At 69.9% G+C, this 12,328-nt stretch carries 8 protein-coding genes; 3 read left to right on the top strand and 5 right to left on the bottom strand.

Annotated features, from left to right (window positions below):
* A partial coding sequence (locus tag H5J30_RS07040; RefSeq protein ID WP_181786292.1) for a thioredoxin domain-containing protein occupies nt 1-1,715 on the bottom strand: 1,715 nt, incomplete at its 3' end.
* Nucleotides 1,716-1,839: 124 nt separating this feature from the next.
* On the opposite strand from H5J30_RS07040, the gene H5J30_RS07035 reads away from it, so the two are divergent.
* Nucleotides 1,840-2,406 carry a Uma2 family endonuclease gene (locus H5J30_RS07035; RefSeq protein ID WP_181786291.1) on the top strand — a complete coding sequence of 189 codons (567 nt, stop codon included), beginning with the start codon at nt 1,840-1,842 and terminating at the stop codon, nt 2,404-2,406.
* Between the two features lie 23 nt (nt 2,407-2,429).
* Entirely contained in the window at nt 2,430-4,889 is a 2,460-nt protein-coding gene (locus H5J30_RS07030) for an SEL1-like repeat protein (protein ID WP_181786290.1), read from the top strand.
* 765 nt (nt 4,890-5,654) lie between these two features.
* Here the strand turns inward: H5J30_RS07030 and H5J30_RS07025 are convergent.
* From H5J30_RS07025 to H5J30_RS07015, 3 genes are all read right to left on the bottom strand, one after another.
* Nucleotides 5,655-7,151, bottom strand: a complete 1,497-nt coding sequence (locus H5J30_RS07025) for an MFS transporter (protein ID WP_181786289.1) — start codon at nt 7,149-7,151, stop codon at nt 5,655-5,657.
* Between the two features lie 238 nt (nt 7,152-7,389).
* On the bottom strand, nt 7,390-8,283 hold the full coding sequence (locus H5J30_RS07020) for a sigma-70 family RNA polymerase sigma factor (protein WP_181786288.1): 894 nt from the start codon (nt 8,281-8,283) through the stop codon (nt 7,390-7,392).
* 85 nt (nt 8,284-8,368) lie between these two features.
* Nucleotides 8,369-9,580 (bottom strand): pyridoxal phosphate-dependent aminotransferase, encoded by a 1,212-nt coding sequence (locus tag H5J30_RS07015; protein ID WP_181786287.1) that lies wholly within the window; start codon nt 9,578-9,580, stop codon nt 8,369-8,371.
* A 119-nt stretch (nt 9,581-9,699) separates the two neighbouring features.
* On the opposite strand from H5J30_RS07015, the gene H5J30_RS07010 reads away from it, so the two are divergent.
* Complete coding sequence (locus H5J30_RS07010; protein WP_181786286.1) at nt 9,700-11,793, top strand: P-loop NTPase fold protein; 2,094 nt, start codon at nt 9,700-9,702, stop codon at nt 11,791-11,793.
* Here H5J30_RS07010 and H5J30_RS07005 read toward each other — a convergent pair.
* A partial coding sequence (locus H5J30_RS07005; RefSeq protein ID WP_181786285.1) for an amidohydrolase family protein occupies nt 11,726-12,328 on the bottom strand: 603 nt, incomplete at its 5' end. The two genes, H5J30_RS07010 and H5J30_RS07005, sit on opposite strands and share 68 nt — an antisense overlap.

Below are 12,328 nucleotides of genomic sequence, written 5' to 3'. Positions count from 1 at the left end.
CGTTCGCTGCCGGTGTACGCGGCGTAGGACAGCAGCGCCGCGGCGGACGCCGTCCAGCCGGAGGGCGTCGGGTTGTCCGTCGGGTCCTGGGGGCGCCGGATGAGCCGCTCGGCGTCGTCGGCGGTGTCGTACATCGTGCCGCCCTCGCCCCGGAAACGGTCGAGCACGGTGTCGAGGAGCAGCCCGGCGAGGTGCAGCCACGTCCCTTCGCCGGTGACGGCGGTGAGCGCGAGGAAGCCCTCCGCCACGTCGGCGTAGTCCTCCAGCACACCGGCGCTGTCGCCGGCCGCCCCGCCGCGCGAGGTCCGTACGAGCCGGCCCGCCGTGCCCGGCTCCCCGGTGCCGTCCGTCATGTGCACCCGTACCAGCAGGTCGGCAGCGGCCACCGCGGCGTCGACGAGGTCGGGCCGGTCGAAGTACGCGCCGATCTCGGCGAGGGCGGCGATGGCCAGCCCGTTCCACGCGGTGACCACCTTGTCGTCGCGGAACGGCCGCGGCCGCTCCGCCCGCGCCGCCGCCAGCCGCTCCCGTACGGAGGCGATCCGGCCGGCGTCGAACGGCGTCCCCGTGTCGGGCAGTTGCAGCACCGAGGCGCCCTCCTCGAAGGTGGCGGCCGCCGGTTCCTCGGGCACGCCGTAGTACGCGCGGGCCAGCGCCGCGTCCTCCGCGCCGAGGACCTCGCGCAGCTCGTCGGGCGTCCACACGTAGTACGCGCCCTCGGCGTGCCCGCCGCCGTCCGGGCGGTCGCTGTCGGCGTCGAGCGCGGAGGCGAAGCCGCCCTCCTCGGTGCGCAGTTCGCGCACCAGGAAGTCCGCGGTCTCCAGCGCCACCCGCCGGGCCTGCTCGCTGCCGGTCGCGCGCCAGAGGTGGGCGTAGACGCGGGCGAGCAGGGCGTTGTCGTAGAGCATCTTCTCGAAGTGCGGAACGACCCACTCCGCGTCCACCGAGTAGCGCGCGAAGCCGCCGCCGAGCTGGTCGTAGATGCCGCCGCGGGCCATCGCCTCGCAGGTGGCCTGCACCATCTCCAGCGCCCCCGCGGAGCCGGTACGGGCGTGGTGGCGCAGCAGGAACTCCAGCACCATCGCCGGCGGGAACTTCGGCGCACCGCCGAACCCGCCCCGTACCGCGTCGAACTCCTTCGTCAGCTCCAGCAGCGCCGCATGCACCTCCGCCGCCCCCGGCGCGCCGTCCCCGGCACCGCCCACGGCCGCGCTCAGCGTCCGCCCGGCGAGATCCGCCGCAACCCGCGCCGCCACCTCGTCGACCTCCCCCCGCCGATCCGCCCACGCCGCCGCCACACCCTGCAGCACCTGCCGGAACGCCGGCATACCGCCCCGCGGGCGCGGCGGAAAGTACGTACCGAAGTAGAACGGCTCCGCGTCGGGGGTGAGGAACACCGTCATCGGCCACCCGCCCTGCCCGGTGGCGGCCTGCACGGCCTCCATGTACACGGCGTCGACGTCCGGCCGCTCCTCGCGGTCGACCTTGATGCTGACGAACCCGGCGTTCAGCTCCGCGGCGGTGGCCTCGTCGGCGAAGGACTCCCGCGCCATGACGTGGCACCAGTGGCAGGAGGCGTACCCCACCGACAGCAGCACGGGCACGTCCCGCCGCCGCGCCTCCTCGAAAGCCTCCGGCGACCAGGGCCACCAGTCGACCGGGTTGTCGGCGTGCTGCAGCAGGTACGGCGACTGGGCATCGGCCAGGCGGTTCATACGGTCCAGCCTCTCACGCCGCCACAGCGCTGCTCAGCAGTCAGCGCGCCCTGACTGCGAGGGCCAGTACGCTGGGCGAAGTAGCACGGCACCGACGGTCATCCTTGATCGAGGGAGGTACACCGTGAGCGCGGAGATGGTCGCCCCCGCGTGGATGCACACGCAGATCAGCGCGGAGCAGTACGACTCCTGGTCCGAGGAACAGTGCGCCGGCATCGAGATCGTGGACGGGATGATCGTCGTGAGTCCGAGCGCGTCCAAGCGGCACAACAGGCTGGCCCGGATCCTGGCCAACGCCCTGGACACGGCGGCGGGCCCGGACTGGAACGCCGACACCGACTTCGACGTCCGCCTCCAGGACGTACCCCTCACCAACCGGCGCCCGGACGTCATCGTCTACCGGGCAGACACCATTGACATCACGCCCACCCGCCCGGAGCATGTGCTCCTCGTCGTCGAGGTCGTGTCGCCTGGCTCGGAGACCACAGACCGGGTCGTGAAGGTGGATCAGTACGCGAAGGCCGGGATCCTCTTCTACTGGCGTGTCGAGGAGACCGCCACTGGCGTTCCGCTCGTCTACACCTACGTGCTTGACCCTGCCACCAAGGTATACCGGGACGGCGAGATGTTCACCGGTTTGATCAAGGCTACGGCCCCCTTCCCTGTCAAGGTGGACCTCGGAAATATCTGACAGCGCTGAGAGATTCTTTCTTCGTGACTGAGCATAAAGGAAAGCGGAAATTCCAGGAGCGCCTGGAGGTGCTTTTTGCTGCTACTGACTATCCCAAGCCGGCTGCGATCTGCTCCGCCAGCAAGGACAACCTTGGGCGAACTCCCCTTTCCGTTCAGCGCATCAGCGATTGGCGAAGCGGAAAGCACGTACCGACGAACAAGCTATTTCAGCATTTCCTGCGTGCGATCGTTGCTTTGGCTGGAAAGCGAAACATTTCCATCCCGGACGCGCTCGCCGATCGGGCAGCCTGGGACCGGTTGCTGCGCGCAGCGCGATCAAGGAACCCCCCTCCCTCGCAGGAAGAGTCGCGTCACATCACGGCAGGCGCGGTCCGGGTACCGATCCGTCCGGTGGCTGAAGCCAAGCCTCTGGAACTGGGTGTACACCGAACGAGTCGCCTGGAGGGCGGCCCTTTACTGCCGATCTACCTGCCGCGGGATGCGGACGGGCCGGTGGCGGCTCAACTGGCAGAAGCCAAAGAGAGCGGTGGCTTCGTCTTGTTGGTCGGCCAGTCCACGGCTGGGAAATCGCGGTGCGCATTCGAGGCTGTCAGACGTGAACTCCCCGATTACTGGATCATTGCCCCACCTGCGGCCAGCGAGCTGAGCCCCGTGTTGTCGCACGTGTCGTCGCCCGGTTCCGACCGCCGGAACTGGGTCCTCTGGCTGGATGACCTCGATCGCCATCTCCTCCCGGGCGGCCTCGACCAAGGCATGTTGTCTGCGCTCCTCGATCAGCATGTTGTGGTCATAGCCACCATGCGCTCCGAGGCGTATGGAAATTACAGTGAGCGTTCACTGCGAGGTGCGGAAGCCGACGTGGCGTCTGTGCGCCGCCCCGGGTCCCGGGTCCTGAACCTCGTCGAGCCCGTTTTTCTAAGCCGACAATGGTCCGAGTCGGAAAAAGGTTGGCTCCGCGAGTACCTCGCACACCCGAATCCGGATACTCGTCTGGTAGAGGCAGCTCGCCATCATGGTATTCATGGCATTGCGGAATATCTCGCAGCCGGCCCGAAGCTGCTCGAAGAATTCCTGGCTGCCAGGTGTCACCCCGGCGGCCACCCTCGTGGTGCAACCCTGGTGCAGGCAGCTATTGATCTCGCCCGCGCAGGAATCTCCACTCCTCTGCCTGCCATGACGCTGCTGGCATTGTCCCCCTGCTATCTTAATCCCGCGGACACCGCCCGTCTCCGAGTGGAAAGTCTTGAACACGCTCTGAACTGGGCGACTGAGATCCAATATGGCGTGACGGGGATGCTGGTCGCCACAGAGGTTCCAGGCGCCTGGCGGCCATTCGACTACCTTGTGGACGCCATCGCCAGGGAAGGTGGATCGGTGGGCATGCCTGACGAGGTATGGGAGGCAGCGGTCACGCACGCGAATGGTGGAAACGAACTGCTGCCCGTTGGACGTTCCGCATTTCGTTTCGGTCGTCTGGCACTCGCGGAACGCTGCTTCTCGCCGTTGGCGGGTGCCGGAAATCATGCCGCCATGCACGATCTCGGGTTCGTACAACGCGAACGGCGCCCAGAACACACATGGCCCTCGTGGTACCGGACCATAGCTGAGACAGGCACGCCCCTGCAGGCCCGCTCCCTTGGCGCCCTGCACGAAATTGAAGGCCGATGGGATGACGCTGCGACCTGTTATGAGAGAGCCGCAGCGCAGGGAGATGTACTTGCCATGCGGCTCCGGGGTGTCATCGCTCAGAGGCGTGGGCAGAGTGCCGAAGCTCATAATTGGTACGTCCAGGCAGCAGAAGGCGGAGACGCGGTCGCGATCGCATCCTTCAACGCTCCTGGGATCTACCGAGCTCAAGAGGGCCGCGAAATAGGTTCGAAGACCTGGGACCGAGACGTCGACTGGGGTGAGGAAGACGAAGAGCCCTGGCGTATGACACCCCGCACCTCGCGCATACTCGCCTGCAATCTGCAGATACTCGCCGATATGGCACAGGACGAGATGGATGAGTTGGGCGATCAGCCGGTTTCCCCGGAAAGCTTTGGGGTCTTCTTCGCATGCTTGCCGGCATCGACGTGGAGCCAGCCGCGGTCTTGGCGGCGCAGGGTGCTGAGGGCGCTGGACGATCTCAACGAGGATATTTCCCTCGGTCATTCCCCGGAGCCGCGCTGCGCCGCCGAGGAACTGGCGCTGCATCTCGCCCTGGAGCGTGCTTCTGAAATGACATGCGATGAACCGGAATTGGTAGCCGAGTACACTCAAGGACTCCCCGAACAGCGTGGTGACTACGACTGGTCCACCTGCTCAAATCTACTCTTCCTGGACCACGATGTACTCTTTCTGTACGACCCCATAATGCAGGGGTTGGAGCACCCCGACAGCCCTCTCAATCAACATATGGGAATCGGAGATTTGCGCCCCGAAGGATGGTTCGAGGAGTTCGGTAATCCTCGCGATCCGAGCAGAGGATTTATCCACTGAGGGGATGCGACCAGGTCATTTCATCACCTGCCCGTCACGAGTCGTCGATCACGGTCGGGGTGTGGTGTTCTTAATGGATGAAAGAGATGTTCGTTGAGCCCTGAGGTGGCACCTTCGGGCAACCTCGTGAGGTCTCGCGAGTGGAGAATGTTTCGGCCAGCGACATCGACCGTCTGGGCTGTGACGTGCACATGGCATGCGACGACAGCTTCCAGCACATCCGGACCGGAAGTCCGGACAGAGTCTTTCTGACCAGGTGATTCAATCGCACTGGCGTGGATGGCGGCTCGGGCTTCCTGCACCGCGCAGCCCTAATAGGCGGAGCGCACCAAACGGTGCGACGTCACTCAGGAAGGCTCTCATCGTGACCGTGGCACTTTTGACCACTGTGATCTGCGCTGGTGTACTCACCCTCCACCGAGCGATCTACCCGCTGACCCTTTTGATCGGTTTCCTGTCTGCGCTGCGGGGCCTGAGCGCCTCTGAGCGGGTCGCAATCTTCCGCGCGTTGGCCCGAGCGGTCGCGGATGTGAGTGACCATCCCACGAGCGCCTACTCGCGATCGGCCCTTCGCTCGCTTGCAGTTCACCTGCCTTGAAGGGGCATCGAAATGGCCAGCGCGACACAGATGGAACCACAATCCACTCGAAGTGCCGTCGACTCGGTTGTGCCCCGGCAGTTCCAAAGGGCAGGAATCGTCGCACGGCGCGGTGCGCCCGGCCCAACCCCGCGGCGGCACACCCCCGATGCCGTGCGGTCTTCCGTTCAATGCGTCAGGTCGAAGTGCTCCGGGTCCCCCGTACCCTGGCCGGTGGTGGGGTGCGGGGCGGTTCTGCGGCTGCGCGGCATCAGCAAGGCCGCGATCACCAGTGCGGCGAAGCCGCCCGCCGCCGCGGTCAGGAACGCGTCGTGGTTGGCCGCCTCCTGGGCCGCGACGATCAGCTCCGGGTCACCGGCGGCGGCCGCGAGGTCGCCGGACAGGCCGCTGTACGCGATGGTCGTGATGACCGCGAGGCCGAGTGCGCCGCCCGCCTCCTGGCTGGTGTTGATCAGCCCGGCGCCGGTCCCGGCCTCCGCCTCGCTCAGCCCGGTGAACGCCGCGATCTGCAGCGTCACGTACGCCATCCCGCAGCCGAGGCCGAGCAGGAGGAACGGCGTCAGCAGGTCCGCGGCGTACGCGCCGCCCGCCGGGGCCCGCCACATCAGCAGCAGCCCGGCGACGGTCGTGGCGAGGCCCGCCATCAGCACCGTCCGCGCCGCCAGCTTCGCCAGCAGGCCGGAGGCCACCGCCGCGCCCGCCGCGACGGCCACCGCCAGCGGCAGGTAGGCGAACCCTGCCTTGAGCGGCGAATAGCCGTAGACCTGCTGCATGAAGATGCTGGCGAAGAAGAACAGGGCGGAGAAGGTGCCGAAGACCAGCACCGCTGAGATGTTCGCGATGCGGATCGTCTTCTTGCGTACGAACCCCAGCGGCATGATCGGCGCCGCCGCACGGGACTCGATCACCACGAACGCCGTGAGCAGCACGGCGACGCCCGCCAGGCTGCCGAGTGTGCGGCCGGTCGTCCAGCCGATGCGGGTGGCCTCGCCGAGCGTGAAGATGAGCAGCAGCAGTCCCGAGGTGAGCGTCAGCGCCCCGAAGGTGTCGAACGGGCGGCGGTCTCCCCGCTCCGCGCCGCGGCCGTCCGGGACGATCCTGGGCGCGGCGAGTGCGGCGCCCAGGCCGAGGGGCACGTTCAGGTAGAAGATCCACTCCCAGCCGGGCCCGTCGGCGAGCAGCCCGCCGAGGATGACGCCCGCGATCGAGGCGATGCCCGCCAGCGAACCCCAGACGCCGAGCGCCTTGTTGCGCCCCGGTCCCTCGGGGAAGCTGCTGGTCAGCAGCGCCAGCGCGGACGGAGCGAGCAGTGCCGAGCCCAGTCCCTGGACGGCGCGGGCGGCGATCAGCATGGGGCCGTTGACCGCGAGGCCCGCGGCCAGCGAGGCCAGCGCGAAGACGACGAAGCCGGCGCGGAGGAGCCGGCGGCGGCCGAACGTGTCGCCCAGCCGGCCGGCGAGGAGCAGGAGGCCGCCGAGCACGGTGGCGTACGCGGTGACGATGTACTCCTGGCTGACCTCGGACATCCCCAGCTCCTCCCGGATGGAGGGCAGCGCCAGGTTCACGATCGACACGTCCAGGAAGACCATGAACTGGCCCAGGCAGAGGAACGCGAGGACGGCACCCGGTGAGTACCGGGGCGCGTAGGAGCGTGCGGAAATCATGACGGTGGTAACCCTTCGGCCGAGTGCGTGACGTGGACGGGCCGGCCCGCCGCCGGGGAGGCGGCGGCCGGAGGCGTCCCGCGGGGAGGCGCCCTGGAGCTACGCGGACCTCGCCGGGCGGGCCCGGTGGGCTCGTTCAGCGCACTGACGGCGGGGACACGGGGAAGGTGACCGATCCGCGGAACCGATCTCGGCGGGTCCCGCGGGTCCCCGCGGTCCCGCCGAGATCCCGGCGGGATCAGTCGGCCGGGGTGTCCAGGTCGAGGCGGGCCAGCCGCTCCCGGTCGGAGAGGATGTCGATGGTGGCGATCCTGCCGCCCGTGATGGTGAAGCTCATGACCGAGACCAACTCCCCGTCGATGGTGTTGACCAGCCCTGCGAGACCGTTGACCAGTGCGGGGTGTGCGGCGGCGGCCGTGGCCATGCGGCGGAACGTGGCGTGCTGCCCCGCCACGGCGTCGGCACCGCGGACGGTCCGCAGACCCCCGGTGTGCGCCCCGCCGTCCGCGCGCAGCACCACGTCCGGATCGAGGAGCGACAGCAGGCCCTCGAAGTCGCCGCCCCGCGCGGCGGTCAGGAAGGCGTCCACCACGCGGCGCTGGTCGGCCGGATCCGGGTCCGCGGGCGGCGTCGCGCCCCGGACCCGCTGCCGCGCCCGGCTGGCCAGCTTCTTCGCCGTAGCGGGCGTGCGGTCGACGAGCGGCGCGATCCGGTCGAAGGGCAGCCCGAACATGTCGTGCAGGACGAACGCCAGCCGCTCGGCCGGACTGAGCGACTCCAACACCACCAGCAGCGCCAGCCCGACCGAGTCGGCCACCAGTGCCTGCTGCTCGGGGTCGGTCCCGTCCTCGCGGCTGACGACGGGATCGGGCAACCGGGCGTCCAGCGGCTCCTCGCCCAGGCGCTTGCGCGCCCGGAGCATGTCCAGGCAGATCCGGCTCACGACGGTGGTGAGCCAGCCGCCCAGGTTGTCGATCTCCCGCGCGTCGGACCGGGCCAGCCGCAGCCACGCCTCCTGGACCGCGTCGTCGGCCTCGGCCAGCGAACCGAGCATGCGGTACGCGACCGCCTTCAGCTGAGGACGCTGCTCGTCGAAGCGGGCAGCCAGGAATTCAGAGGGGTCCACGGTCACGCGACCTTCCGACGACTCAGTGTTGTGCCACTGACGTCCGGGACCCCGCGAAGGTGACACGGCCCCGCCTGTTCAGGCGTGGGTCTCAGCGCTGGCGGTAGCCGTCCAGGAAGGTGCCGATGCGGGTGATGGCGTCCGTCAGGCCGTCCTTTTCGAGGAGGGTGACGATGCGGAAGTGGTCCGGGTGGGGCCAGTTGAAGCCGGTGCCCTGGACCAGGAGGATGTTCTCCGCGCGGAGGAGGTCGAGGACGAAGCGGGCGTCGTCCTTGATCTTGTGGACCTTGGGGTCCAGGCGGGGGAAGGCGTAGAGGGCGCCCTTGGGTTTGACGCAGGTGACGCCCGGGATCTGGGTGAGCAGGTCGTACGCGGTGTCGCGCTGGACCAGGAGGCGGCCGCCCGGGAGGATCAGGTCCTTGATCGACTGGCGGCCCCCGAGGGCGGTGGCGACGATGTGCTGGGCGGGGACGTTGGCGCACAGGCGCATGTTCGCCAGGATCGTCAGGCCCTCCAGGTAGCTGCGGGCGTCCTGCTTCGGGCCGCACACGGCCAGCCAGCCGCTGCGGTAGCCGGCCACGCGGTACGCCTTGGAGAGGCCGTTGAACGTGAGGACCAGCAGGTCGGGGGCGTACGTGGCGGTGGGGGCGTGGGTGGCGTCGTCGTAGAGGATCTTGTCGTAGATCTCGTCGGAGCAGAGCACCAGGCCGTGCCGGCGGGCGATGTCCGTCAGGCCGCGCATCAGCTCCGCGTCGTACACGGCGCCGGTGGGGTTGTTCGGGTTGATGACGACCAGGGCGCGGGTGCGGTCCGTGATGCGGCGCTCGATGTCGTCGAGGTCGGGCATCCAGTCGGCCTGCTCGTCGCAGCGGTAGTGCACCGGGGTGCCGCCGGCCAGGGAGACCGCGGCCGTCCACAGCGGGTAGTCCGGGGCCGGGATCAGGACCTCGTCGCCGTCGTTGAGGAGGGCCTGCATGGACATCTGGATCAGCTCGGAGACGCCGTTGCCGAGGAAGACGTCCTCGACGTCCAGGTCGATGCCCTTGGTCTGGTAGTGCTGCATCACGGCGCGGCGGGCGGGCAGGATGCCCTTGGAGTCGCCGTACCCGTGGGCGCTGCCCGCGGTGCGCAGGAGGTCCTCCAGGATCTCCGGCGGGCACTCGAAGCCGAATGGGGCCGGGTTGCCGATGTTGAGCTTGAGGATCTGGTGACCCGCCGCCTCGCGCCGCATCGCCTCTTCGAGCACCGGGCCCCGGATGTCGTAGCAGACGTTGGCGAGCTTCGTTGACTGGATCACCTGCATGCGGCCACTGTACGGGCCGTCCCCGCACCCCGCCTCCGGATAACCGGCGCCCCGTGTGCGAGCCCGGTCACATGTCCGACCGCCCTCCCGGGCCCCGCCGCACCTGCCACAATGCCCGGATGGCGGCCCAATCCCCCACCGGCGCACCGACGTTCGCCACCCTCGGCGCCGGCGCGCTCGCCCTCGTCAACGACGAGCCCGTGGCCGCCCCCGGCGACGACGTCCTGGGCACCGGTCCGGCCGCCGCCCGGCTCGCCCGGCTGCTGCACGCCTCTCGCGGCTCGACGCCGTTCACCCTCGCCGTCGACGCCGGCTGGGGGATGGGCAAGTCCAGCCTGATGCGGCTGGCCGACGCCCGGCTGCGGGCCGAGCCCGGCGTCGAGACCGTCTGGTACAACGCCTGGACCTCCACCGGCGCCGACGCCCTCGAAGGGCTGGTCAAGTCGGTCCTCGTCCGCTTCGAGCGGCGCACCCTCAAGCGCGCGCTGGCGCGGATCTCCCGCGGACGCACGGTGGTGCGCGGCGTACGCGCCGTCACCACGGCGCTCGGCGGGGCGCTCGGCGCGGCAGGGCTCGTCGACGAGCTGTGGACCAGCTGGGACGCGGGCCCCGAGGCGCGCAACGGGATGCGCGAGGACATCGGGCGCATGGCCCGCGAGTGGGCCGGGAACCGGCCGCGGCGGCTGCTGGTCGTCTTCATCGACGACCTCGACCGCTGCTCCGAGGAGACGGTCCTCGCCGTCTGCGAGGCCCTGAAGGTCTACCTCGACGTGCCCGGACTCGTCTTCGTCGTCGGCTGCGACCGCTCCGCGCTCGGCCCCAGCGGGCTGCTGCGCGACCTGTCGCCGGCGGGGTCGGCGTTCATGGAGAAGATCTTCCAGACCAGCTACCGCATCCCCGTCGCGGACAACGACGGCGTCGCCCGCTACGTCGAGTGGTGCGCCCGCGCCGCGGGCATCCACGGGATCCTCGACGAGGAGCTGAAGAAGCTGCTGGTGGAGCGGTCCGGCCGCAATCCGCGGCGGATCAAGCGGCTGGTGAACGGCTTCGTCCTGGAGGCCACGCTGAACCCGGTGTGGTCCGGCTTCCGCCCCGAGGCGGTCATCAGGACGCTGCTGCTCCAGTACTTCTATCCGGAGTTCTACCGGATGATGACGGGCGCGTCGGGCGCCCCCGGCGAGGACGTGGTGCAGGAGTTCACGACGTACCGCCGGGTGCGGCGCGCGCTGCTGTCGCCGGTGCCGCCGGCCGCGCAGGGTCCGCCCCTGGAGTACGCCTCGGTCGCGGAGGCCGGCACGTTCTTCGAGCAGTACGAGCTGTCCGCGCCGGCGGGGGAGCAGGACCCGGCGCAGGCGCTGGAGCTGCTGGAGCGGCGGCTGCCCATCGGCTTCCCCGAGCATGCGGACGACCAGGGGTTCACGTCCCTGCTGGCGGACCTGCTGGAGCTGCCGGACGCGGAGCGGCTGCTGGTGCTGCTGCGCGAGGGCGCGCCGGCGGCGGTGGAGGGACCGGACTACGCGGAGCCGGCACCGGGCCCGTACGGGGATCTGGGGGGCGAGGTGTACGGGGCGTGGACGGCGTCCGCGGGCGGCGGCACGCCGTACGGGGCCGAGACGCCGTACGGGCGTCAGCTGCCGTTCCCGGAGCCCTCCTCCCAGCGGCGCCAGGCACAGCAGTCGTACCCCGTGCCCGCCCAGGCCCAGGCCCAGCCCTCGCCGGGCTATTCCCACCCCGTCCCTCCGGCGCACCCCTGGGACACGGGCGCGGGCCCGCCACCCGTGCGTGAGCTGGAGGGCGTGCGGATCCTCTGGATCGACGGCAAGCGCCCGAGCAACAGGGCTGTCGTCCGCTGGATGCGCAACCTGGGGGCCGCGGTCACCGTCGTGCGTGCTGCCGACGCATCCCGGGAGATGACCGTCTTCCGGTTCGACCTGCTGATCTCCGACCTCACCCGTGACGGCGACCGGGTCGCCGGCCTGGGCGACCTGCAGACCTGGCGCAGCTCCGGGACGTACACCGGCCCCGCGGCGTTCCTGTCCAGCCGGATCACCCCCGAGCACAGGGACGCCGCGGCCGAGCTGGGCGCCTCGATGTTCAACAGCAGGGGCAAGCTGCTGGGCTACGCCACGGATGTCGCCGCGTCCCTCAGAGCCGCCCGCGCCGCCGAACCGTCCGGCCCGGCACCGCCGCCGTCCGACGGCCCTCCCGGATGACGAACTCCCCGCCCACCAGCACGTACGGCACCCCCACCGGGCCCCGACGCGGCTCGTCGTACGTCGCTCCCGCCGCCACCGTCGCCGGGTCGAACAGCACCAGGTCCGCCGCGTACCCCTCCCGCACCAGTCCGCGGTCCGGCAGGCGCAGGCGGGTCGCCGGGCGGGCGGTGAGGTGGTGGACGCACTCCTCCAGGGTGAGGACGCCCAGCTCGCGGACGTAGTGGCCGAGGTAGTGCGGGAAGGTGCCGTACGCCCGCGGGTGCGGCTTCGCGCCGTGCAGGATGCCGTCGCTGCCGCCCGTGTGCGCGGGGTGGGTCATGATCGTCCGGACGTTCTCCTCGTGCCCGACGTGCTGGAGGATCGTCGTCGCCAGCCGGTCGTCCAGCAGCAGCCGGCGGGCGGCCTCGAAGTCCGGCAGCCGGCGCCCGACCCAGTGCCCGAGCGCCGGGTCGCCGGTGCCCGAGACCTCGATCGTCGACCAGTCCATCGGCACCCCGTGCGATCCGTCGGAGCCCTCGACGTCCAGCGCGTG

Source organism: Streptomyces phytophilus (assembly GCF_013870535.1).
Lineage (GTDB): Bacteria > Actinomycetota > Actinomycetes > Streptomycetales > Streptomycetaceae > Streptomyces > Streptomyces phytophilus.
Note: the sequence above shows the minus strand (reverse complement) of the source record. Positions and strands in the feature narration are given on the sequence as shown.